The sequence below is a fragment of the Streptosporangium sp. NPDC050855 genome, from assembly GCF_044456585.1.
GTDB lineage: Bacteria > Actinomycetota > Actinomycetes > Streptosporangiales > Streptosporangiaceae > Streptosporangium > Streptosporangium longisporum.
The window spans coordinates 170,684-193,700 of record NZ_JBITFY010000006.1 but is presented as its reverse complement, the minus strand read 5'-3'; the positions used below and the strand labels follow the sequence as shown (position 1 = coordinate 193,700).

22 protein-coding genes and 1 pseudogene are annotated in these 23,017 nt (G+C 72.8%); 6 read left to right on the top strand and 17 right to left on the bottom strand.

All coding sequences use genetic code 11. The annotated features are described in order from the left end of the window. Together ACIBCT_RS15125 and ACIBCT_RS15120 are read left to right on the top strand one after the other, a co-directional pair. Window positions 1–927 carry a 5'-3' exonuclease H3TH domain-containing protein gene (locus tag ACIBCT_RS15125; RefSeq protein ID WP_399188679.1) on the top strand — a complete coding sequence of 309 codons (927 nt, stop codon included), beginning with the start codon at window positions 1–3 and terminating at the stop codon, window positions 925–927. A gap of 119 nt (window positions 928–1,046) precedes the next feature. Then, window positions 1,047–2,474 carry an RNB domain-containing ribonuclease gene (locus ACIBCT_RS15120; protein ID WP_399188677.1) on the top strand — a complete coding sequence of 476 codons (1,428 nt, stop codon included), beginning with the start codon at window positions 1,047–1,049 and terminating at the stop codon, window positions 2,472–2,474. A gap of 73 nt (window positions 2,475–2,547) precedes the next feature. On the opposite strand, the pseudogene ACIBCT_RS15115 reads toward ACIBCT_RS15120, so the two are convergent. Next, window positions 2,548–2,706, bottom strand: a pseudogene (locus ACIBCT_RS15115) (LysR family transcriptional regulator); the annotation flags it as partial. 146 nt (window positions 2,707–2,852) lie between these two features. On the opposite strand from ACIBCT_RS15115, the gene ACIBCT_RS15110 reads away from it, so the two are divergent. Further along, complete coding sequence (locus tag ACIBCT_RS15110; RefSeq protein ID WP_399188675.1) at window positions 2,853–4,127, top strand: MFS transporter; 1,275 nt, start codon at window positions 2,853–2,855, stop codon at window positions 4,125–4,127. On the opposite strand, the gene ACIBCT_RS15105 is transcribed toward ACIBCT_RS15110, so the two are convergent. From ACIBCT_RS15105 to ACIBCT_RS15075, 7 genes are all read right to left on the bottom strand, one after another. Continuing rightward, on the bottom strand, window positions 4,057–6,786 hold the full coding sequence (locus ACIBCT_RS15105; protein WP_399188673.1) for a DEAD/DEAH box helicase: 2,730 nt from the start codon (window positions 6,784–6,786) through the stop codon (window positions 4,057–4,059). The two genes, ACIBCT_RS15110 and ACIBCT_RS15105, sit on opposite strands and share 71 nt — an antisense overlap. A 100-nt stretch (window positions 6,787–6,886) precedes the next feature. After that, window positions 6,887–7,762 (bottom strand): YegS/Rv2252/BmrU family lipid kinase, encoded by an 876-nt coding sequence (locus ACIBCT_RS15100; protein ID WP_399188671.1) that lies wholly within the window; start codon window positions 7,760–7,762, stop codon window positions 6,887–6,889. A gap of 17 nt (window positions 7,763–7,779) precedes the next feature. After that, entirely contained in the window at window positions 7,780–8,742 is a 963-nt protein-coding gene (tatC, locus tag ACIBCT_RS15095; protein ID WP_399188669.1) for a twin-arginine translocase subunit TatC, read from the bottom strand. A 57-nt stretch (window positions 8,743–8,799) separates the two neighbouring features. Further along, window positions 8,800–9,156 (bottom strand): Sec-independent protein translocase subunit TatA, encoded by a 357-nt coding sequence (gene tatA, locus ACIBCT_RS15090; protein WP_399188667.1) that lies wholly within the window; start codon window positions 9,154–9,156, stop codon window positions 8,800–8,802. A gap of 80 nt (window positions 9,157–9,236) precedes the next feature. Continuing rightward, complete coding sequence (locus ACIBCT_RS15085) at window positions 9,237–9,425, bottom strand: hypothetical protein (RefSeq protein WP_399188665.1); 189 nt, start codon at window positions 9,423–9,425, stop codon at window positions 9,237–9,239. 24 nt (window positions 9,426–9,449) lie between these two features. Then, entirely contained in the window at window positions 9,450–10,406 is a 957-nt protein-coding gene (locus ACIBCT_RS15080; RefSeq protein ID WP_399188663.1) for a helix-turn-helix transcriptional regulator, read from the bottom strand. After that, on the bottom strand, window positions 10,403–11,359 hold the full coding sequence (locus ACIBCT_RS15075) for a helix-turn-helix transcriptional regulator (protein WP_399188661.1): 957 nt from the start codon (window positions 11,357–11,359) through the stop codon (window positions 10,403–10,405). The genes ACIBCT_RS15080 and ACIBCT_RS15075 overlap by 4 nt, the downstream gene beginning before the upstream one ends. A gap of 97 nt (window positions 11,360–11,456) precedes the next feature. On the opposite strand from ACIBCT_RS15075, the gene ACIBCT_RS15070 reads away from it, so the two are divergent. Next, window positions 11,457–12,572: a DUF3866 family protein gene (locus ACIBCT_RS15070; RefSeq protein ID WP_399188931.1), complete on the top strand. Its 1,116-nt coding sequence runs from the start codon at window positions 11,457–11,459 to the stop codon at window positions 12,570–12,572. Here ACIBCT_RS15070 and ACIBCT_RS15065 read toward each other — a convergent pair. The 7 genes from ACIBCT_RS15065 to ACIBCT_RS15035 form a co-directional block, all read right to left on the bottom strand. Further along, on the bottom strand, window positions 12,509–12,994 hold the full coding sequence (locus tag ACIBCT_RS15065) for a DUF3291 domain-containing protein (protein WP_399188659.1): 486 nt from the start codon (window positions 12,992–12,994) through the stop codon (window positions 12,509–12,511). The genes ACIBCT_RS15070 and ACIBCT_RS15065 overlap by 64 nt on opposite strands. Window positions 12,995–13,026: 32 nt before the next feature. Further along, entirely contained in the window at window positions 13,027–13,668 is a 642-nt protein-coding gene (locus ACIBCT_RS15060; protein WP_399188657.1) for a helix-turn-helix transcriptional regulator, read from the bottom strand. 384 nt (window positions 13,669–14,052) lie between these two features. Beyond that, window positions 14,053–14,982: an FKBP-type peptidyl-prolyl cis-trans isomerase gene (locus ACIBCT_RS15055; RefSeq protein ID WP_399188655.1), complete on the bottom strand. Its 930-nt coding sequence runs from the start codon at window positions 14,980–14,982 to the stop codon at window positions 14,053–14,055. Window positions 14,983–15,338: 356 nt separating this feature from the next. Further along, window positions 15,339–16,697, bottom strand: coding sequence for a Pup--protein ligase (pafA, locus tag ACIBCT_RS15050; RefSeq protein ID WP_344903003.1), 1,359 nt, complete (start codon window positions 16,695–16,697; stop codon window positions 15,339–15,341). Between the two features lie 188 nt (window positions 16,698–16,885). Further along, a complete protein-coding gene (prcA, locus tag ACIBCT_RS15045; RefSeq protein ID WP_344903006.1) occupies window positions 16,886–17,698 on the bottom strand; it encodes a proteasome subunit alpha in 813 nt (270 codons plus the stop codon). A gap of 25 nt (window positions 17,699–17,723) precedes the next feature. Beyond that, window positions 17,724–18,542: a proteasome subunit beta gene (prcB, locus tag ACIBCT_RS15040; RefSeq protein ID WP_344903008.1), complete on the bottom strand. Its 819-nt coding sequence runs from the start codon at window positions 18,540–18,542 to the stop codon at window positions 17,724–17,726. A 711-nt stretch (window positions 18,543–19,253) separates the two neighbouring features. Beyond that, on the bottom strand, window positions 19,254–19,463 hold the full coding sequence (locus ACIBCT_RS15035; protein ID WP_344903011.1) for a ubiquitin-like protein Pup: 210 nt from the start codon (window positions 19,461–19,463) through the stop codon (window positions 19,254–19,256). A gap of 230 nt (window positions 19,464–19,693) precedes the next feature. Here ACIBCT_RS15035 and ACIBCT_RS15030 point away from each other — a divergent pair, with 230 nt between their 5' ends. Both ACIBCT_RS15030 and ACIBCT_RS15025 read left to right on the top strand, forming a co-directional pair. Next, window positions 19,694–20,098, top strand: coding sequence for a hypothetical protein (locus ACIBCT_RS15030; RefSeq protein ID WP_399188652.1), 405 nt, complete (start codon window positions 19,694–19,696; stop codon window positions 20,096–20,098). Between the two features lie 99 nt (window positions 20,099–20,197). Next, window positions 20,198–20,992: a serine/threonine-protein kinase gene (locus ACIBCT_RS15025; protein WP_344903016.1), complete on the top strand. Its 795-nt coding sequence runs from the start codon at window positions 20,198–20,200 to the stop codon at window positions 20,990–20,992. 45 nt (window positions 20,993–21,037) lie between these two features. Here the strand turns inward: ACIBCT_RS15025 and ACIBCT_RS15020 are convergent, their stop codons facing one another. Next, window positions 21,038–22,360 carry a cobyrinate a,c-diamide synthase gene (locus ACIBCT_RS15020; protein ID WP_399188649.1) on the bottom strand — a complete coding sequence of 441 codons (1,323 nt, stop codon included), beginning with the start codon at window positions 22,358–22,360 and terminating at the stop codon, window positions 21,038–21,040. Further along, window positions 22,354–22,956, bottom strand: coding sequence for a cob(I)yrinic acid a,c-diamide adenosyltransferase (gene cobO, locus ACIBCT_RS15015; protein WP_344903022.1), 603 nt, complete (start codon window positions 22,954–22,956; stop codon window positions 22,354–22,356). The genes ACIBCT_RS15020 and cobO overlap by 7 nt, the downstream gene beginning before the upstream one ends. Window positions 22,957–23,017: the final 61 nt, after the last annotated feature.

The following is a 23,017-nucleotide window of genomic DNA, read 5'->3' as shown; positions in this document are numbered from 1 at the left end:
ATGCCCGGTCTGATGCTCCTCGACACCCCGTCGCTGTACTACCGCGCCTTCTACGGAATCCCCGAGTCGATGACCGCCCCCGACGGCATGCCCGTCAACGCGGTGCGCGGCGTCATCGACATGATCGCCATGCTGATCCGGCGCTACTCCCCCGAGGAGATGGTCGCCTGCATGGACGCCGACTGGCGCCCGGCCTTCCGGGTGGCGGCGATCCCGACGTACAAGACCCACCGGGTCGCCGGCGACGGCGCCGAGGAGACCCCCGACACGCTCGCCCCGCAGGTGCCGGTGCTGGAGCGGGTGCTCGACGCGGTCGGCATCGCCCGCGTCGGCGTGCCCGGCTACGAGGCCGACGACGTGATGGGGACGCTCACCGCGCGGGCGAGCGGCCAGGTGGACGTGGTCACCGGCGACCGTGACCTGTTCCAGCTGGTCGACGACAGCCGGCCGGTCCGCGTCCTCTACACCGCCAGGGGGGTCAAGAACCTCCAGCTCGTCGACGAGGCGGCGGTGACCGAGAAGTACGGCGTCCCGGGCCGCGCCTACGCCGACTTCGCCACCCTGCGCGGCGACCCCAGCGACGGCCTGCCGGGCGTGCCCGGGGTGGGCGACAAGACCGCGGCGGCGTTGATCACCGCCTTCGGCTCGCTGGAGGCGCTGCTGCGGGCCGTCGACGAGGACGGCTCCGGTCAGGGCGGCCCGGAGCGTCCAGGGGCCGTCCTGACCGCGGGGCAGCGCGCCAGGCTCTCGGCGGCGCGCGAGTACCTGCGGGTCGCGCCGGGGGTGGTCCGGGTCGCCCGTGACGCCCCCGTGCCCGAGACCGGTTTCGCGCTCCCGGCCGCGCCCCGCGACGCCGAGGCCCTGGCCGGGCTGAGCGAACGCTACGGCCTGGGCAGCCCCGTGGAGCGGCTGATCTCCGCGCTCTGACCGCCCTCCGAACGACCCGGTCGTGACGGCCCGCTCCCGGGCCCCTGAATCCTCGGGGGCCGGGTCCCCGGGGACCCGGCCGTGGAGCCGGTCCCCCGGGAGCCGGTAGGTTGCTGCCTGTGCCTCACAAGAGCATCCGGGTGCCCGGAGAGTCCCATCCGCGGCTCGACGATGGTTTCGAGCGGATCCGTCGTGAGATGAAGCTGCCCGAGGAGTTCCCCCGGGCGGTGGTCGACGAGGCCGAGTGGGTCGCCGAGTCGCCCGCCCTGCCCCGGCTGGACCGTACCGACCTGCCGATGATCACCATCGACCCGCCAGGGGCGATGGACCTCGACCAGGCCCTGCACCTGGAGGAGCGGCCCGGCGGCTACCGCGTCTGGTACGCCATCGCCGACGTCGGGGCGTTCGTCAGGCCCGGCGGCGCGATCGACGCCGAGGCCCGCCTGCGCGGCGAGACCGTCTACATGCCCGACGGCCGGGTGCCGCTGCACCCGCCCGTGCTGTCGGAGGGCGCGGCCAGCCTGCTGCCCGGGGTGGACCGTCCGGCCGCGCTGTGGTGCGTGGACCTGGACGCCGAGGGACGGATCGTGGGCGCGGACGTGACCAGGGCCCTGGTGCGCAGCCGCGAGCGGCTCGACTACGACTACGCGCAGGCGGCGATCGACACCGGCACCGCCGACGGCACGCTGCGGCTGCTGGCCGAGATAGGCCGGCTCAGGCTCGACCTGGAGCGGGCCAGGGGCGGCGTCACGCTGCCCACCCCCGACCAGGAGGTCGTCCCGGACGGGGACGGCTACCGGGTGGAGCTGCGCGCGCCGCTGGACGCCGAGGCGTGGAACGCGCAGATCTCGCTGCTGACGGGCATGGCAGCGGCCTCGATGATGCTGGACGCCGAGATCGGCCTGCTGCGGGTGCTGCCGCCCGCCCCGGCCGAGCGGGTGGCCCAGGTCCGGCGGATGGCCGCGGCGCTCGGCGTGTCCTGGCCCGAGGGCGCCGGGTACGGCGACGTCGTGCACGCCCTCGACCCGAAGGTCCCCGAGCAGGCCGCGTTCCTGCAGGAGTCGACGGTGCTGCTGCGCGGCGCCGGGTACGTGGCCTTCAACGGGGAGCCGCCCGCGCAGGCCGAGCACGCCGCGGTGGCCGCGCCGTACGCGCACGTGACCGCGCCGCTGCGGCGTCTCATCGACCGCTACGCCACCGAGATCTGCCTGGCCGTCGCGGCGGGCGAGCCGGTGCCGCAGGAGGTCCAGCAGGTCATGGACGAGCTGCCGGAGATCATGCACGCCACCGGGCGGCGGGCCGGGAGCGTCGAGCGGGCGTGCGTGGACCTGGTGGAGGCGTTCGTGCTCCGCGACCGGGTGGGCCAGACGTTCGAGGCCGTGGTGATCGACGTGGCCGAGGACCGGCCCGGAGGTCAGGTGCAGGTCACCGACCCGCCGGTGGTGGCGCGCTGCGACGGCGAGAACCTTCCGCTGGGCGAGAGCGTCCGGGTGCGGCTGACCCGCGCCGACCCGGCCACCCGCGAGGTCCGCTTCGCGCTGCTCTAGGGCCTTTCCCGAGCGCCCGCTCCTCGGCCCGCAGCAGCTCGCGGGCGTGGGGCAGGAACGCCTGCCCGTCGATGGTGAGGCGTGCCCCGCGCGTGGTGCGCGTGAACAGCCGCACCCCGAGGTTCCTCTCCGGCGAGGCGATGCGCTCGGAGACGGCCTGCTGGGTGATCGACAGCTCGTCGGCCGCGTCCTGGAACCGTCCCGCGTCCACGGAGGCCACGAAGGTGCGCACGGCCTCGAGATCCACGTCGCGAGGGTAGCGACACAACGAGAGGTTGTGCCGACGGGGCGGACGGTTGTTTGATCTCCGCCTTCCCCGGCCGCTTGGATGCCAGTGGTCACCACATGGTTGTACGGGCCGGCGGGAGGCGGGGCGGGATGAGGGACGGGCGGGCGCTCGGGCGGCGGTTCGGATGGTTGTGGGCGTCGTACGCGGTCAGCTCGTACGGCACGAGCCTGGCCTTCGGGGCGTTCCCCCTGGTCGCGGTCCTGGTGCTGCACGCCGGGCCGGCCCAGGTGTCGGCGCTGTCCGCCGTGGGGCTCACGGTGGGGGCCGTGGTCGCGGTGCCGCTCGGGCCGTGGGTGGAGTTCCGCCGCAAGCGGCCGGTGATGATCGCGATGGCTCTGGTCCGGTTTGCGGCGCTGGTGAGCGTCCCGGTGGCGTACGCGCTCGGCCTGCTCGGCTTCGCCCAGCTCCTCGTGGTCTCCGTCGTCGTCGCCGCGGCCAGGATCACCTTCAACGCGGCGAGCGGTGCGTACCTGAAGGAGCTCGTGCCGCCACAGGACCTGCTCGTCGCCAACAGCCGGTTCGAGTCCACGACCTGGACCGCGATCATGGTCGGGCCGCCGCTCGGCGGGGCGGCGATCGGGGTGCTCGGCCCGGTGGTGACGGTGGCGGCCGACGCGGCCGGCCACCTGCTGTCGGCACTGGGCATCCGCGCGATCGGCGGGGACGAGCCGCGCCCCGCGCGGCCGGGCGCATCGGGTTCGCGCACCGGCGACCTGCTCGGGGGATGGCGCGCCATCCTGTCCCACCGGACGCTGCGCCGGCTGTTCCTCAACACGGTCCTGGTCAACGGCCTGATCATGGCGACCGAGCCGCTGCTCGCCGTGCTCCTGCTCGGCCACCTGGGGTTCGCCCCCTGGCAGTACGGCCTCATGTTCGCGGTGCCGTGCGTCGGCGGCCTCGTCGGGGCGCGGCTGGCGCGCCGGCTCGTGGCGCGGTTCGGGCGGCACGGGGTGATGCTGACCGCCGGGGCGCTGCGCGCGTGCTGGCCCGTCGGGCTGGCGCTCGTCCAGCCAGGCGTCCCCGGGATCGTGCTGGTCATCGTCGTCCAGCTCGGCCTGGTGACCTGCTGCGGCGTGTTCAACCCGGTGCTGGCCACCTACCGGCTCGACCACACCGCCCCCGACCGGGTCGCCCGCACGCTGTCGGCGTGGTCGGTCGGCGGCACCCTCGGCATCGCGGCCCTGACCGCCGCGTGGGGGCTGCTGGCCGCCGCCGTCGGCCCCCGCGCGGCGATCGTGGCCGCCGGCGTCCTGCTCCTGGCCACCCCGCTGCTGCTGCCCCGCCGCGAGGACCTCAGGACAGGGACGAGTACGCCACCACGCCCCGGCGCAGGGCGTCCATCGCCTTCCCCGCGGTCTGCTTGACCTTGCTCCCGGCCGGGGCCGCGTCCGAGATCTGGCCGAGCAGGTCGAGCAGCTGCTTGGTCCAGCGCACGAAGTCACCGGCGGCCAGCTCGCCGCCGGCGACGCCGTCGCGCAGGACCGCGTCCAGGGTGTGGCCCTTGGCCCAGCGGAACGCCGACCAGGCGAACCCGAAGTCGGGCTCCCTGATGAACGACAGGCCGTGGTCGCTCTCGATGGCCTCCAGCTCGCCCCAGAGGCGGACCATGTCGGCCAGCGTCCTCTGCGCGGCGCCCGCGGGGATCCTGGGCTGGCGGGCGTCGTCGGCCTGGCGCGACTCGAACACCAGCGACGACACGCACGCGGCCAGCTCGGCCGGGTCCAGGTCGTCCCAGAGCCCCGAGCGCAGGCACTCGGCGGTCAGCAGGTCCAGCTCGGTGTAGAGCTGGGCCAGCCTGCGGCCCTCGGCGGTGACGCTCTCCCCGTCGAGGTAGCCGAGCTGGTCGAGCACCCCGCAGACCTTGTCGAAGGTACGGGCGATGACGTGGGAGCGGCCCTCGACCCTGCGGCGCAGGCCCTCGGTCTCGCGGAGCAGCTTGTGGTAGCGCTCGGCCCAGCGGGCGTGGTCCTCGCGCTCGTCGCACCCGTGGCAGGGATGTCGGCGGATCTCCTGGCGCAGCCGGATGATCTCGTCGTCCTCGGCGGCGTGGTCGCGTGCCCGCACCGGCTTGCCGAAGTCCCGGTCCCCGATCTTGGCGTGCACCGAGGAGACCAGGTTGGCCCGCTCCTTGGGGGAACGGGCGTTGAAGTTCTTGGGAATGCGCAGGTGCTCGACCGGCTCGACCGGGACGGGGAAGTCGGCCGGGGAGAGCTTCTTGACCTGCTTGCCGATGGTCAGCACCAGCGGGGAGGGCCCCTCGCCCCGGGAGTTGAGGCCGGGGTCCAGCACGACGGCCAGCCCGGCGCGGCGCCCGCCCGGGACGCGGATGATGTCGCCCGGCTTGAGCGCCTCCAGGGAGCGCAGCGCCTGGGTGCGCCGGGCCGCGCCCCGCCGGCGCGACAGCTCGGCCTCCCGGTCCGACAGGGCCCTGCGCATGGCGGCGTACTCCTCGAAGTCGCCCAGGTGGCAGGTCATCGCCTGGCGGTAGCCCTCCAGCGCCTCCTCGGCGCGGCGCACCTGCTTGGCGATGCCCACCACGGCCCGGTCGGCCTGGAACTGGGCGAACGAGGACTCCAGCAGCGTCCTGGCGCGTTCCCGGCCCACCTGCCCGACCAGGTTGACCGCCATGTTGTACGAGGGGCGGAAGCTGGAGCGCAGCGGGTAGGTGCGGGTGCTGGCCAGACCGGCCACCTGGACCGGGTCGGTGCCGGGCTGCCAGTGGACGACCGCGTGGCCCTCCACGTCGATGCCGCGCCGCCCGGCCCGCCCGGTGAGCTGGGTGTACTCGCCGGGGGTGAGGTCGGCGTGGGTCTCGCCGTTCCACTTGTCGAGCTTCTCGATCACCACGGACCGGGCCGGCATGTTGATGCCGAGCGCGAGGGTCTCGGTGGCGAACACGGCCTTGACCAGGCCGCGGGTGAACAGTTCCTCGACGACCTCCTTGAAGGCCGGGAGCATGCCCGCGTGGTGGGCGGCCAGCCCGCGCTCCAGGGCGTCGCGCCACTCCAGGTAGCCGAGCACGCCCAGGTCCTCGTCGGGCAGGTGCGCGGTGCGCTCGTCGACGATCTGCCGGATCTCGTGGCGTTCGGCCTCGGTGGTGAGCCGGATGCCGTCGTGCAGGCACTGCATGACGGCGGCGTCGCAGCCGGCCCGGGAGAAGATGAACGTGATCGCGGGCAGCAGGGCGTCGGCGTCCAGGCGCTCGATGGCCGCCGCCCGGTCGGGCGGGCCGCTCCTGCGGGGGCGCGAGTAGCCGCGGCGTCCCCTGCCGAACGCCTGGCGCTCCTCGTCCCTGGCGATGCGCAGCAGGTTGGGGTTGATCTGGGGGCGGCGGTCGTCCTCGCCGGTGACGAACAGGTCGTAGATGCGGTTGCCGACGAGCATGTGCTGCCAGAGCGGGACCGGCCGGTGCTCGTCGACGATCACGCTGGTGTCGCCGCGGACCTCGCCCATCCACTCGCCGAACTCCTCGGCGTTGCTGACCGTGGCCGAGAGCGCGACCAGCCGCACCGACTCGGGCAGGTGGATGATCACTTCCTCCCAGACCGCGCCGCGGAACCGGTCGGCGAGGTAGTGCACCTCGTCCATCACGACGAACCCGAGCCCGGCCAGGGTGCCGGACCCGGCGTAGAGCATGTTGCGCAGCACCTCGGTCGTCATGATGACGATCGGCGCGTCGCCGTTGACGCTGTTGTCGCCGGTCAGCAGGCCCACCTTGGCCGCGCCGTACCGGCGGACCAGGTCGTTGTACTTCTGGTTGGAGAGCGCCTTGATGGGGGTGGTGTAGAAGCACTTGCGGCCCTCGGCCAGGGCCAGGTGCACCGCGAACTCGCCCACCACGGTCTTGCCGGAGCCGGTGGGCGCCGCCACCAGGACCCCGTCACCGGCCTCCAGGGCCCGGCAGGCGTCGAGCTGGAAATCGTCCAGCTCGAAGTCGTACAGTCCGCGGAACGAGGTCAGCGCGGGCCCGCTCTCGGCCTGGCTCTGACGGAAGGCAGCGTATCGTTCCGCTGGGGTCGTCATACCCCCAGCCTACCGATATCGGGATTCCGGTCCGTCCTCCGTCGGGCTCGCGGCCCGGCCCCGCGGGGCGTCCGGGCCCCCGGGGGGCGGGGGCGGGTCCCTAGAGGAGGACCTGCAGCGCGCCGGGGACGATCTCGCAGGTGAGGGGGGTCGGCCCGATCCGCTCGCCGTCGGCGTAGGCGATCACCCCGGAGGCCTCCAGGGTGACCGTACGGGCGCGGTACATGGTGACGGCCGGGTGGGCGGCGTGCGATCCCCGGTAGACGCGGGGGAAGGTGCGCAGGAACTCCCCCTTGGGGATGGCGCCGAGGACGGTCACGTCCAGCAGGCCGTCGTCGGGCACGGCGCCGGGGCAGACCCGCATGCCGGCGCCGTAGGAGCGGGTGTTGCCGACCGCGACCAGCATGGCCTCGCGCTCGACGATCTCCCCGTCCAGGCCGATCCGGAACGGGATGGGCCGGAAGGAGCGCAGCTCCTCGGCGAGCGCGACCAGGTACCTGGCCATGCCGGGCGGCCAGGTCATCGTGTTGGCCCGCTCGTTGACGCGGGAGTCGAAGCCACAGGCCAGCACCCCGGCGAACCACTCGTCGGGGCCCACGCGGGCGGCGTCGACGGCGCGGGCCCGGCCGCGCAGCACGACGTCGGCCGCGGCCAGCGGGGCCTTCAGCGGAACGCCGAGCGCCGCGGCGATGTCGTTGCCGGTGCCCACCGGGATGACGCCCAGCGGCACGCCGCTGCCCGCGACGGCCTGGACGGCCAGGTGGACCAGGCCGTCGCCGCCGAAGGCCACCAGCGCCTCGGGCTGCTCGGCGACGGCCGTGCAGGCGCGTTCCAGCGCGTCGGAGGCGGAGTCCCCGAGGATCACCGACACCTCGCGCCCGCCCTGCCGCAGCCGGTCGAGCACCGGGGAGAGCAGGCCCCGCGAGCGGCCGCCCCGGGCGGCGGGGTTGACCAGGACTGCGATCTCTGCGGGCACGGACCGGAATCTATCCGCTAGGGGGTGCGGTCGGCATCGGCCGTTCTCGAATCGATAGGAGCGGGCGCGGGGACGGGCTGCACCTCGTCCAGCGGCGAGGGGTCGTCCAGGGCGGTGCCCGAGGAGGGGTCGCCGAGGGGAGAGGCCTCGTCGTCGGAGAGGTGGGAGAAGTCCTCGTCCTTGGGCCGGCGCCTCTCCCTCAGGTACATGAAGCCCTCGGCCAGGGCGAACAGCAGCACCATGGGCAGGGCCAGCGCGATCATCGTGAACGGGTCGCCGCCGGGGGTGGCCACGGCGCCGAAGACGAACATGACGAAGATGACCATGCGCCGGTGCTTGGCCACCAGCGCGTGCGGCAGCACCCCGATGAGGTTGAGGAAGACCATCAGCAGCGGCAGCTCGAAGGAGATGCCGAAGACGATGAGCATGATCAGGGCATAGCCGAGGTACTCGTCGATCGTGATGCCGGTGAGCGTCCCTGGCGGGGCGAACCCGAGCAGGATCGACAGCCCGGTGTCCATCACGAAGTAGGCCAGCGCCGCGCCCGCCAGGAAGAGCGGGACGGCCAGCAGCATGAACAGGATCGAGTAGCGCTTCTCGTTGCGGTACAGGCCCGGGGTGACGAAACCCCAGATCTGCCACAGCCAGACCGGCGAGGAGACGACCAGGCCGAACATCGCCGCGACCTTGAGGTTCACGAAGAAGGAGTCGAAGACGCCGAGGATCAGCATCGTGCACTGCCCGGGCCGCAGTTCCTGGGCCTGCGGCAGCCCGCAGTACGGGGCCGAGACGAACTTCCAGATCGGGTCGAAGAAGATGAACCCGACCACGATGCCCGCGACGAGCCCGAGCAGGGCGATGACCAGCCGGTTGCGCAGCTCGCGCAGGTGCTCCATGAGCGGCATCCGGCCGTCGCCGGACTCCTCAGCGGGCGGGGACGCCCCGTTCCGGCCCGGCTTGGGCCACTTCAGCAGCGCCATTCGCGAATCCTGGGGTGACGAGTCGGTTGATCGGGGAGATCCTCAGGCTACCGCCGATCACTGCGCCTTGGGCGCGGCGGACCGGGCGCGCAGCCTGGCCGCCTCCTCCTCCAGGCGGCGGGCCTCCTCCTCGGCGCCCGGCACGGAGACCGGCTGGGGGGCCGGGACCGGCTGGGGCGTGGGGACCGAGGCGGCCGGGGGGATCGGCTGGGGGGCCGGGACGACGGGCTGGGCCTGGACGACCGTGGTCGTGTTCTCGGCCTCGTCCTCGTCGCGGAGCTTGGCGGTCTCCGACTTGAAGATGCGCAGCGACCGGCCGAGCCCGCGGGCGGCCTCCGGCAGCTTCTTGGCACCGAAGAGCAGCACCAGGATCAGGCCGATGATGATCAGCTCAGTGGGTCCGAGGTTGGGCATTGCAACATCCTTACGCCGAGCGACGTGCGGTCTCTGCCCCGATCGTACGCTCCCCGGCGCGCGGTCTCACCCCCGCCGGCTCATCCGCGGGGCGGGCGGATCTCCCCGGTGCGGTCGCCGGACAGGATCCTGACCGGTTCCAGCCTGCCCCGGGTCCGGTCGACCTCCCGTCTCAGCGCGGCGCCCGCACGCAGCACGCGCAGGGCGAGCACGCCGAGCACCGCCGACCCGGCGAGCCCCACGAGAACGGAGACGATGATCCAGCTCATGACAGGAGATCCCGGCGCCGCATGTCAGGAGACCGACTCATAACGATTCAGCGCGGCCCTGGCGGCGGCGCGCACGCTCTCGTCCAGGGAGGCGGGTGAGACCACCCTCCCGCTGTCGCCCAGGCGCAGCGCGAGGCGTACCAGCCAGCCGTGGTCCCTGGCGCGCAGGGTCACCCGGACGCGGCCCTCGCCGAGCTCCTCGACGCTCTCGCAGGGGTAGTACTCGGCCACCCAGCGGCCGACGGCGGTCAGCTCCAGCTCCACCAGCTCGTCGGTCGGCGAGGGCCGGAACACCCCCGGCGTCACCTCGTCGGGCACGACCCCCTCGGGGGGGTCGGCGGGCACGTCGAGGAGGTCGACCGAGAGCATCCGGTCCAGCCGGAACAGCCGGACCGCCTCGACCCGGTAGCACCAGCCCGACAGGTAGGTCCGCCCGTCCACCACGACCAGGCGCATCGGGTCGACGTCGCGCGGGGTGATCTCGTCGCGTCCGGGCACGTAGTAGCGCAGCGACAGGCGCCTGCCGCGGCGCAGCGCCTCGTTGACGACGGGCAGCGCGTCCGGGGCGGCGTCCACCTCCACCGCGACCTGGCTGCTGACCGCGGCCGCGCCCTCGCCCGAGGCCTGCTCGAACTTGGCGATGACCCGGGCCAGCGCGTCCCGCTGCCCGAACTCCGGCATCTCGGCGAGCAGCCGCAGCGCCACCAGCAGGGCGCTGGCCTCGTCCACGCCCAGCCGGAGCGGCCGGGCGATGGTCTCGGCGTTGTCGATGACGATCTCCCCGCCGTCCCACGACACGTCGATCAGGTCGCCGGGGGTGTGGCCGGGCAGCCCGCACATCCAGACCAGCTGCAGGTCGTCGATGAGCTGCTTCTCGGTCAGCCCGAAGATCTTCGCCACCTCGGGCACCTGGGCCCCGGGGTGCGACATCAGGTAGGGCACCAGGGCCAGCAGCCTGGGCAGGCGGTCGGCGGTGCTCACGCGAGTGCTCCCTTCAGGCGGCAGATCACCGCGTCGCGGGCGTCCGGCGGGCCGAGCACCTCGGCGTCGTCGGCGAAGCCCACGATCCAGCCGGCCAGCCGCTCGGGGTCGGTGAAGTCGACCTCCAGCTCGTCCCACTCGTCGCCGGCGGGCCGCACGCTCTTGGCCACCTGGCGCAGCCCCTGGCAGGTGTCGCGCCTGACCCGGACGACGGCGGTGCGCTCCTGCACGGCGGCGTCGCGGTAGCCGACCATGGACGTGATGTCGACGCCCTCGGGCACCGTCACGGCGCCGGGGCGACCGACGGGGGTGACCGTGCCGCTGATCCTGCTGAGCCGGAAGACGCGGGGCGCGTCGCGGTCGCGGTCGTGGCCGACCATGTACCAGCGGCCCCGGCGGCTGACCACGCCCCACGGCTCGACCGTGCGGGTCAGCACGTTCTGGCTGGCCGCCGCCCGGTAGGCGAAGCGGACCACGCGCCGGTCGCGTACGGCCTCCCACAGGGCCGGGAAGGACGGGTCCCGGGTGTCGACGCGCAGCTCCAGCGCCCCGCCCAGCACGCCGTGGGCCTCGTCAGTCTGCACACCCCCGGCGCGCAGCTTCAGCAGCGCCCCGCCGGCCGCCTCGGCCAGGCTGGCGCGCTGCCAGACCTGGGCCGCCAGGCCGACCACGGCCGCCTCGTCCGGCTCCAGGGTGATCTCGGGCAGCTCGTAGGCCTGCCGGACGATCCGGTAGCCCGGATCCTCCTCCCAGGGGTCCTTGTGGACCTCGATGGGGATGCCGATCTCGCGCAGCTCGTTCTTGTCCCGCTCGAACATCCGCTGGAAGGCCTCGTCGTTGTCGGCGTCGTAGCCCGGCACCGCCTGGCGGATGTGCTCGGCGCTGAGCGGCCGCCGCGTGGCCAGCAGGCAGATCACGAGATTGAGCAGCCGCTCGGTCTTCCGGCGCGACATCCGGCCTCCTTCCTGTTCGGGGTGACGCTACCCTTCCCCCGTGATCAGATGGCGCAGGGGCGAGGTCGTGCGGGTCCGGCGCGAGTGGCCGGGGGCGATGGAACTCGACGTGACCACCGAGGACGGCCAGGCGCGCGCTCTCGCCTATCCGGCCCTGGTGGGACGTCCGGAACCCGGTGACGCGGTGCTGCTCAACACGACCGCGCTCGCCATGGGGCTCGGTACGGGAGGCTACGCCATGGTGGTGGCGGTTCCCGACCGTTTGCCACAAGATCCGCGCGGTCCCGGACACCTGGTAAAGGCACGTTACACCCCGTTGCAGGCCACCGTGCTCGGCGCCGACGAGCAGGACTCGCCGTTTCACGACGTGTTGCGCGAGGCCGACTCCGTGGACGGCATGCCGGTGATCGTCGCCGACCTGCACTCGGCCCTGCCGGCGATCCTCTGCGGCCTGTACGGCACCACTCCTCCGGGCGCGCCGGACCGGCCGGCCGAGGCCGGGGACGGCGGAGAGGGCGGAGAGGGCGGAGAAGAAGGGGAGGTCGGGCGGCGGCCGTCCCACCGGCCGCCCAGGGTGGCCTACGTGATGCTGGACGGGGGCGCGCTGCCCGCCTGGTTCTCCATGTCGTCCGCGCGGCTGCGGCAGACGGGCTGGCTGTGCGGGGTGGTGACGGCGGGCCAGTCCTTCGGCGGCGACGTGGAGGCGGTGACGCCGCACACCGGCCTGCTGGCGGCCCGGCACGTGCTGGGGGCCGAGGTCGCGATCGTCACCCAGGGGCCGGGCAACCTGGGCGGCGGCACCCGCTGGGGCTTCTCGGGCGTCTCGGCCGGTGAGGCGGTCAACGCCGCCGCCGTGCTGGGCGGCCGGCCGGTGGCGGCGCTGCGGGTCAGCGAGGGCGACCTGCGCGAGCGCCACATCGGGGTCTCGCACCACTCGCTGACCGCCTACGGCCGGGTGGCGCTGGCACCGGCCAAGGTGGCCGTCCCGGTGCTGCCGGGCGACTTCGGCAGGCGGGTGGCCGAGCAGTCACGCCCGCTCGGCGCCCGGCACGAGCTGGTGGAGGTGCCGGTGGACGGGCTGGCGGAGGCGCTGCGCGGCTCCCCGGTCCGGCTGTCGACGATGGGCCGTGGCCTGGACGAGGACCTGGCCTACTTCCTGGCCTCGGCCGCGGCCGGGAGGCTGGCCGCCTCGCTGCTGTCCTCGGGGTCGTAGAAGTTCTTGAACGTGAAGGCCGAGGGCGTGGGGCCCTCGGCCTTCAGGAGCGCCAGGCGCTCCATGCCCTCGTCCAGGGTCGGCTCGTATCCGGCCGGGACCCACCACATCACCGAGTACGGCTGGGCCATGTGCAGGAACCACTCCCTGCGCCGCTGCAGGAACTCCAGGTGGACGGTGCGGTAGATGTAGTTCCAGAGCGTGTCGCGCGACTCCCAGACCGAGAAGTTGATCAGCAGGTGGTCGCCGTAGAGGTGCTCGACCGTGTCCTCGGGGCCTTCGCCGCCCTTGAGCCGCCAGACGAAGCCGGGCGAGGCCTCGGCCAGCCGGTTGAGCGGGTCGAGGCCCGCCATGAAGGAGGCCAGTTCCGGGGAGTCCTTGGGCGCGCGCATGTGGGCGACGTTGAGCTGTGCAAGGTGCATGGACACAGCACACCACCCGCCATCCCTCTATGTCAATCTTCATTATTTTTAGAAAAGGCGACGCAGCACTCCCCCGGGCGCGGGTCCAGCCGGGCCGAGGAGACGTCCCGGCCGAGCGACTCCAGCAGGCCCCGGCAGAGCTCCAGGTTGACCGAGCAGACCAGCAGCGGGTGCTCCTCGGCGAGCAGGTGGAACGGGCAGTTGCGCAGCCGGACCTGCCCGTCCTCCTCGTAGGGCTGGTAACCGCGCCGGCGCAGCACCCCGGGCAGGTCCTCCCCCTCCAGGGCGAGCCCGGCCCCGGCCCGGCGGGCGGCGCGTTCGGCCCGCTCGTCCTCGCCGAACTCCTCGATCGCCTCGGCCAGCACCAGGGCGAGCGCGCGGTAGTCCCGGGCCGGCACGCTGACCTGCCACTCCCCCGGCGCCCTGCGGTAGACCTTCGCGGGCCGGCCGCTGCCAGGACCGGTCCGCTCGGTCAGCCGCCGGAACCCCGCCTCCAGCAGGCCCGCCTCGACGAGCCTGTCGAGGTGGAACGCGGCCAGGGTCCGCTGCACCCCCACCGCCTCGGCCGCCTCGTTCCGTCCCACGTCCCGGCCCATGGAGGCCACGTAGTCGTAGACGGCCCGGCGCACCGGGTCGTGGAGTACCGCCACCGTGTCGAGGTCGTCGCCGCTCACAGCCGGATTCTAGGCCCGCGGGGCCGGACGGCGGCCGGGACGTCCGCGTCCGTCCGCGTCCGTTCGCGTCGGTTCGCGTCGGTTCGCGCTTCCGCGCGAGGGCGTGCCCGGGAGACGGGGAGACCGGCGGGCGGGAGGTACCGCGGCGCGAGACCGCGCGGGGACCGCGCGGGACGACGGGCCCGGGGTAACGGCGCGGGGTGAAAGGCGCGGGGCGAAAGGCGCGGGGTGAAAGGCGCGGCAACGGCCGCGTGACCGGGCCCGATCGGGACCCGGTCACGGTGGACACGTCGCGGAGGGATCCGGCGGGATACGCCGGAGAAGGGGCGGAGGACCCCTGCGGGCCCTCCGGGGCTCTTCTTGGCTCTTGTGGCTCTTGTGGCTCTAGTAGGCGGCCACCACGTCGACCAGGAAGACCAGGGTGTCGGTGCCCTTGATCTTCTCGCCGGAGCCGGCCTTGCCGTAGCCGAGGTCCGGCGGGATGCTCAGCAGCACCCGGCTGCCGACCGGGACGCCGACCAGGCCCTGGTCCCAGCCCTTGATGACCTTGCCGGTGCCGATCTGGAACATGATCGGCTGGGCGCCGCGGGACCAGCTGCTGTCGAACTCGACGTCCGAGCCCCAGATCTTGCCCGCGTACTGGACCAGGATCGACTGGCCGGACTTGACCTCGGGACCGGTGCCCTTGATCACCGTCTTGACGACGAGATCCTTGGGAGCCTTCTCCTTGGTCTTGGTGGTGAGCTTCGGCGCGGCGTCGCCGCCCGGGTTCTCCACCTTGACGCCCTTGAGACCGGGGTCGCTCGCGGTGCCCTTGGCGGTCTTCTCGGCGGGAACGCCGACCACGTCGACCACGAAGACCTGCGACTGTCCCGGCGGGGCCTGCGCCTGCTGCTCCTTGGGCAGGGCGTCCTTGCCGACGACGGACAGGAACCTGCCGCCGCCCTTGGTCTCGGCGAAGCCCTTGCGGAGGATCTCGGGGACCTGCTCGTTGAGCGTGATGACCTGCGGGCCACCCTCGTCGTAGGTCGAGCCCGCGAGCTTGTTCTCCTTGCCGTCCCAGGTGAAGACGGTGAAGTTGGCCACGACGCTGCCGCCGGGCTTCACCGGCTCACCGGCCGTGCCGGGGGTGAGCACCTTGAAGGAGGAGCTCTCCACGACCTTGGACGGGAAGGCGACGGTCGGCTTCGCCCCGGCCGCTCCGGTGACCTGCAGCTCGGCGACCCCACCGCTGCTCGCGGAGCTCGCGGAGCTGGAGGCACCGGTGGTGCTGGTGGCGGCGTCCCCTCCGGACCCGCATGCTGCGGCGAACATCAGAGGCACTGCGGCCAGTACGGCCATACTGCGGCGGCGCATAGGTATCCCTCAAGCAGACGTCAGGTTTGCGCCACACTACCCGTCCCGGTGTACGGAGAGGGTAAGACCGGGGCGAGCTTGCCGAAGCGTGACCATGACATGCCGACGATCGACGCAATGCCGCCCCTCGCCCGTGAAAGATTCATCGCGACCGGTCCCCGCCGCATGAGGACGATCACGGGATCCGTCGCTCCGGCACCCGCGGACGACCGGCGGGCCCGCCACCCGTGGAGGGGCGGCGGGCCCGGTGTCCGTCACGCACGGACGATCGGCGGCCCGGCCCCTGCGTGAAGGGGCCGTGGCCCGGCCGGCCGTCACATGCCGGCGATGAGCTTGTCCACCCTCTCGTCGACGCTGCGGAAGGGGTCCTTGCAGAGCACGGTGCGCTGCGCCTGGTCGTTGAGCTTCAGGTGCACCCAGTCGACGGTGAAGTCGCGGCGCTTCTCCTGGGCCCTGCGGATGAACTCCCCGCGCAGCCGCGCGCGGGTGGTCTGCGGCGGCACCGACTTGGCCTCGAAGATCTTCAGATCGGAGGCCACCCGCTCCACCGCGCCGCGCTTCTGCAGCAGGTAGAACAGGCCGCGACGGCGGTGCACGTCGTGGTAGGCCAGGTCGAGCTGGGCGACCCTGGGGCTGGACAGCGGCAGGTCGTACTTCCTGCGGTAGCGCTCGATCAACTGGTACTTGGTGACCCAGTCGATCTCGCGGGCGACCTTGTCCAGGTCACCGGTCTCGACCGCGTTGAGCGTGCGCTCCCACAACTCCAGCACCCGGTGGCTGAGCTCGTCACCGCCGCGGCGGTCCACGAAGTCGCGGGCCTTGGAGAGGTACTCCTCCTGGATCTCCAGCGAGGACGCCTCCCTGCCGTTGGCCAGCCGCACCCGCCGCCTGCCGGTCATGTCGTGGGAGACCTCGCGGATGGCCCGGATCGGGTTCTCCAGGGAGAGGTCGCGCATCACGGTGCCCGCCTCGATCATGCGCAGCACCAGGTCGGTCGCGCCGACCTTGAGCAGCGTGGTCGTCTCGCTCATGTTGGAGTCGCCGACGATGACGTGCAGGCGGCGGAACCGCTCGGCGTCGGCGTGCGGCTCGTCACGGGTGTTGATGATCGGGCGCGACCGGGTGGTGGCGCTGGAGACGCCCTCCCAGATGTGCTCGGCCCGCTGGGAGACGCAGTAGACCGCTCCCCTGGGCGTCTGCAGCACCTTGCCGGCGCCGCAGACGATCTGCCGGGTGACCAGGAACGGGATCAGCACGTCGGCCAGGCGGCCGAACTCGCCGTGCCTGCCGACCAGGTAGTTCTCGTGGCAGCCGTAGGAGTTGCCCGCGGAGTCGGTGTTGTTCTTGAACAGGTAGATGTCGCCGGCGATGCCCTCCTCGCGGAGACGCTTCTCGGCGTCGACGAGCAGGCCCTCCAGGATGCGCTCGCCCGCCTTGTCGTGGGTGACGAGCTCCACGACGTTGTCGCACTCGGGGGTGGCGTACTCGGGGTGGCTCCCCACGTCGAGGTAGAGGCGGGCACCGTTGCGGAGGAAGACGTTGCTCGATCGGCCCCAGGAGACGACACGGCGGAATAGATAGCGCGCTACCTCGTCGGGTGACAGCCGCCGCTGTCCCCTGAACGTGCAGGTGACGCCGTACTCGTTCTCAAGCCCGAAGATGCGACGATCCATTGCCTCACACTATTCGCCGAACCCCTCTCGTGGGAGGGATCATGGGGTTTTCGGTCGTACGGCTTATGCCCAGGCTGATGACCTGCTAAGCGCGAACGTGCCTGGTGTCCGGATCGTCGGCGTCGGGGCGTACGAGAACCGGCCGCCGGCCCCGTACGGGGCCGGCGGCCGGTGCGTCCGCGTCGGGGTCAGCCGCTCGATCCGGTGTCGATGTCACCCTCCGGGGCGGTCGGCGGGGTACCGGGCGTCTCGGGGGCGGTGAGGGGGTTTCGTGCCTGCTCGTCCCTGACCGCCTGGGCGGCCGACTCGGCGGCGGGGGCACCGGCGGCCAGCAGGCGCTCCAGCCTCGGGCCGTTGAGCCTCAGGAACTTGCGGTGCGGCCGGTTGCGGTCGAGCACCGCCACCTCGAGCTGGGCGGCCGGGAAACGCTCGCCGCCCGGCTCGGTCAGCGCGAACAGCGCGGCCTCCAGCGCCTCGCCCAGCGACAGGCCGTCGCGGTACTGCTCCTTGAGCCGCCCCGCCACCGCCTCGGCCTGACCGCCCATGGCGACCAGGCCCGCCTCGTCGAAGACCGAGCCGTCGAAGGTCAGCCGGTAGATGTGGTCCTCGTCGGCGGAGTCGCCGACCTCGGCGACCACGATCTCCACCTCGAACGGCTTCGGCGACTCGGTGAAGATCTGGCCGAGGTTCTGCGCGTAGAGGTTGGCCAGGCCGCGGGCGGTGACGTCGTCGCGGGCGTAGGTGTAGCCGTTGATGTCGGCGTAGCGGATGCCGCCGAGGCGCAGCGCCTCGAACTCGTTGTAGCGGCCGACCGCGGCGAAACCGATCTTGTCGTAGATCTCGCTGATCTTGTGCAGGGCGCGGGACGGGTTGGGCGCGACGAACAGGATGCCGTCCTCGTACTGCAGGACGACGACGCTGCGGCCCCGCGCGATCCCCTTACGCGCGTAGTCCGCCTTGTCCCGCATCTGCTGCTCGGGCGAGACATATCCAAAAGGCATGGACACCTGGGGTGATCCTCTCGTGTTAGCGCAGCGGGGCGGTGGGGCCGTCGGGGGAGTTCGTCCGGGAGTCCACCACGATCCGGACGTACTCGGCGACCTCCTCGTCGGGGAGCCGGCGGTAGCCGTCGGCCGTGATCACCGCCATGACGGGCCAGATCCTGCGGATCACGTCGGGGCCGCCGGTGGCCGAGTCGTCGTCGGCGGCGTCGTAGAGGGCGTGGACCAGGGTCAGGACGGTGTCCTCGGGCGAGGCGCCCTCCCGGTAGAGCTTCTTCAGCGCCCCGCGCGCGAAGATCGAGCCGGATCCGATCGCGTGGTGGTGGTGCTGCTCGTACGGCCCGCCGCCCACGTCGTAGCCGAAGATCCGGCCACCGTCGATGTCGGGGTCGTACGCGGCGAACAGCGGCACCACGACGAGTCCCTGCATGGCCATCGGCAGGTTGCCGCGGATCATCGTGGCGAGGCGGTTGGCCTTGCCCGTCACCGAGAGCGTGCGGCCCTCGCGCTTCTCGTAGTGCTCCAGCTCCACCCGGTAGAGGCGGGCCAGCTCGATCCCGGTGCTCGCCGCCCCGGCGATGCCCATGGCCGAGTGGTCGTCGGTACGGAACACCTTCTCCATGTCGCGCTGGGAGATGATGTTGCCGGAGGTCGCCCGGCGGTCTCCGGCGATCACCACGCCGCCGGCGCACATCGCCGCGACGATCGTGGTGGCATGCGGAATCTGGTCACCGACCGGGGTCGCCAGGGTCTCGTTACGGCCAGGCAACAAGTCCGGCGAGTGGGACCTGACGAACTCGGTGAACGAGGAGCTCCCGGTGTCGGTAAAGATATGATTCACCATGCCGGCGGGCAGGTCCCTGTGCGATCCCACGCGACTCCCTCCAAAGGTGCAGTCCTTTAAGGCCCGACCTTACTCATCTTGCCGTGCTGCTTGCACTTCCCTGGATCAGCTCAGCGCGAACCACCTACCGGTGCCCGGCTTTTGAATCCTCACGGGTGACCGGCCTCGCCACGGCGGGATCCACCGGCCCGCCGGACGGGCGCGGACGGGTGCGGACGGGTGCGGACGGACGCGACGAATCCGGCACCGGCGGTGGTCAGGGGTGCCGGCGGGGTCCCGAACGGGGCCCGGGGCGGGGGTGGCCGTCCGGTACGACGGCGACGCGAGAGCGCGGGAGCGGTGATCAGGGGCGCGGGGCGGATATCTCCGTCCGGCGCGACGGCGGCGCGGGACGCGGGAGTACGGGAACCGGGGCCGCGGGTGCCCCGCGCGGGAACCGGGAGGCGAAAGGCGGGGCGGCGGGACGGGGTCTCGTTCCCTCCGGGAACCGTTCCCGGAGGGACCCCTCACCGCTCGGCTCACCGCTCGGCCTAGGCACCGGTGGCCACCGCGGTGGAGCGCCGTGAAGAACGCTCCCGGCGGGGACGGCCGCGCGTCACCCGCCCGCCGGGCCCGGCGCTCGCCGAACTCGGCCCACGGCCGGGGCGAGCCTGCGGATCACGACGGGTCCGCCCTCACCCGGCCTCGGTGGGACGGATCTCGATGTGGGACCTACTGGCCGCCCTTCTGGACATACGACCTGACGAATTCCTCGGCGTTCTCCTCGAGCACCTCGTCGATCTCGTCGAGGATCGCGTCGACGTCGTCCGAGAGCTTCTCGTGACGCTCCTGGACGTCGGAGGTCTCGGCCGGGGCGGTCTCCTCGACCTCCCTGTCGGTGCGGCCGGTCTGCTTCTGGCCGCCCGTGTCATTGCTCGCCATCTGTGGCACCTCCACCTGGGGGACGCATCTGATTCATATCTTCCCCGAACCGGGCGACATTGCGCGCGGATGGTCCCGCGATCTTTGCGGGGGCCCGCACGGGCCGTGCCGAGGTCCTGCCCGTCAGGGAACCCTCTCACCCGACCTCATGGCAAATCCGCGGCCCCCTTGACCGGATAGCCGTCCTATCCAATAATTGGTCAGCGCCGCTATCCAATGAGAGGACCCCCGTGTCACCGTCTTCGCTGAGCACCGCCGGAGTGCTCCTGATCACCGTTCCCGCCGTGGCCTTCGGCGGGGTCTCCCTGCTCGCGCACATCATGCGCGGGGTCCCCGGCTACATGGACAACCCCGTCCGCCGCGGGCTGTGGCGGGCGGGGCACGCGCACGCGGGCGTCCTGGTGCTCTTCGCGCTCGTCGCGCTCCTCTACATCGACCGGGCGGACCTGTCCGGCGGCCTGAAGGACCTGGCCCGGGTCCTGATCGTGGCCGCGCCGATCCTGATGCCGATCGGCTTCTTCCTGTCGGTGGTCCGCCCTTCGGACACCAGGCCGAACCGGCTGATCTGGCTGGTCCCGGCGGGCGGGGTCGCGCTGGGCGCGGGTACGTTGCTGCTGGGCATCGGCCTGGTGTGACCACCCTCACCCCCCGAATCAGCAGGGAACGGCCGCCGGAGGGCGTGTTGGGAACGTTCCAGGTAGGCCTGGGGGGTGGAAAACTGCGATCATTGACGGGTGAGCACCATCATCGCGCGCAGGTACAAGCTCGTCTCCCGCGTCGGCCAGGGGGCGACCGGCGTCGTCTGGCGCGCATACGACCTGCTTCTGGAGCGAGAGGTGGCACTCAAGGAGATACCCCTGCCTCCAGGGCCCGCCGCCGCGGAACAGCGGCGGCGCGTGGTCCGGGAGGCGCGGATGGCGGCCCGGCTGAGCCATCGGGGCATCGTGACGGTGCACAACCTCACCGAGGAGGCCGACCGTCTCTGGATCGTCATGGAGTTCCTGGAGGCGCTGACGCTGCACGACACGCTCGTGCAGGCGGGCCCGCTCCCGGTGGACCTGGTGGCGGCGATGGGCTGCCGCCTGCTGGAGGCGCTGCGGCACGCGCACGACGGCGGGGTGATCCACCGCGACATCAAGCCCGCCAACATCATGCTGACCGGCGACCGGGTGGTGCTGGCCGACTTCGGCTTCGCCGCGCCCGAGGGGGCCGCGACGAGCTCGATGCGCGGCACCCCGGCGTTCATCGCGCCGGAGGCGCTCCAGGGCAGGGGCGGCACCCGCGAGGCGGACATGTGGTCGTTCGGCGCCACCCTGTACATGGCGGTCGAGGGCAGGACCCCGTTCCGTACGGTGAACTCGATGGCCGCGCTGGTGGCGGCGCTGCGGGAGCCTCCGCGCGCGCCCAAGCGGGCGGGGGCCCTGGAGCCGGTGCTGCGCGGGCTGCTGCGCAAGGACCCCCGGGCCCGGCTGAGCTCCGCGCGGGCGGCCAAGATGCTGGAGGACGTGCGCTGCTTCACCGCAGCCTGACGCCCGCCCGGCCGCGCCCCGGCCGGTCGAGGGCGTCCGGTGCGGTCAGCCGACCGGGACGCGGCGGCAGGCCGCGACGAACCGGGAGGCCAGGGCCGGGCTGCCGGCCCAGTGCAGGTGCAGGTACGAGGCGGTGACCCGGTCGTCGGCGAAGCCGTCCGCCCCTCCCCTCCAGCGGAACAGCGGCCGGTCGGGGGCCGGTGCGACCGCGGTGCGGTGGAACTCGTGGCCCCGGTAGCGTTCACCGTCCCGGGTGAGCGCCGAGTCCCGCACGGCCACCGCGTCCCGGTACCCGAGCGTCAGGGTGCCGGTCATCCTGGCCTCGACGTCGAGGACCCCGCACATCGGCCGGTCGTCCAGCCGCCTGGCCAGGTAGAGCAGGCCGGCGCACTCGGCCGAGATCGGCCCGTCGAACGCGCCGACCTCCCTGCGCAGCGGTTCGTTGGCCGACAGCTCGGCCGCGTAGACCTCGGGGAACCCGCCCCCGATGACGATCCCGCGGGTCCCCTCGGGAAGGGTCTCGTCGGCCAGCGGGTCGAGGGGGACGATCTCGGCCCCGGCCGCCGCCAGCAGCTCGGCCTGCTCGGTGTACCCGAACGTGAAGGCCTGGCCACCGGCGACCGCGATCCTGGTGACGGCCGGGACGGGCGGCCCCGGGCTCCAGGGCACGGCCGTCACCGGCGGCGCGGTACGGGCCAGCCGCAGCAGCCCCTCCAGGTCGCAGGAGGCCCCGACGAGGTCCGCGACGGCGTCCATGGCCCGGACGGCCTGGGTACGGCGCTCGGCCGCGGGCACCAGGCCCAGGTGCCGGGAGGGGGTCTCCACCGCGTCGCTGCGGCGGATCGCGCCGAGCACCGGTACCCCGCTCTCGGCGAGCGCCTCCCGGCAGATGCGTTCGTGCCGCTCGGAGCCGATCCGGTTGAGGATCACCCCGCCGAGCCTGATCCGGGTGTCGTAGGAGGCGAACCCGTGCACCAGCGCCGCCACCGACCGGCTCTGCCTGGCCGCGTCCACCACCAGGACCACCGGGGCCTCCAGCAGCCGGGCCACGTGCGCGGTGGAGGCGAACTCGCCCGAGCCCGCGCCGTCGTACAGGCCCATGACGCCCTCGACGATCGCCAGGTCGGCCCCGGCGGCGCCGTGCAGGAACAGCGGGGCGACGAGTTCCTCCCCCACCAGCCACGGGTCGAGGTTGCGGCCCGGACGGCCGGTGGCCAGGGAGTGGTAGCCGGGGTCGATGTAGTCGGGCCCCACCTTGTGCGGGGAGACCGTCGTGCCGCGCCGGGCGAAGGCGGCCATCAGCCCGGTGGCCACGGTCGTCTTGCCCGCCCCGGAGGAGGGGGCCGCGATGACCAGGCGGGCTACCATTCGATGCCCTTCTGACCCTTCTGGCCGGCGTCCATCGGGTGCTTGACCTTGCCCATCTCGGTCACCAGGTCGGCGGCCTCCAGCAGGCGGGGGTCGGCGTCGCGGCCGGTGACCACGACGTGCTGGCCCCCGGGCCGCCCGCGCAGGGTGGCGACGACCTCGTCGACGTCGATCCAGCCCCACTTCATCGGGTAGGTGAACTCGTCGAGCACGTACAGCCGGAACGTCTCGGCGGCGAGGTCCCGCTTGATCTGCTCCCAGCCCTCGCGGGCGTCGGCGGCGTGGTCCTCCTCGCTGCCGGGCCGCTGGATCCAGGACCAGCCCTCGCCCATCTTGTGCCAGGAGACCGTCCCGCCCTCCCCCGAGTCGCCGAGCACCCGCAGGGCGCGCTCCTCGCCGATGCGCCACTTGGCGGACTTGACGAACTGGAAGACCCCGATCGGCCAGCCCTGGTTCCAGGCGCGCAGCGCCAGGCCGAAGGCCGCGGTGGACTTGCCCTTCCCCGGGCCGGTGTGGACGATCAGCAGCGGCCGGGTGCGGCGCTGCCGGGTGGTCAGGCCGTCCTCGGGCACGCTGACGGGTCTGCCCTGCGGCATCCTCGTCCTCCCCTCGTTCTCACGCGGCGTCGTGCCGCTCACGGATCGTTCCGGTGTCGTT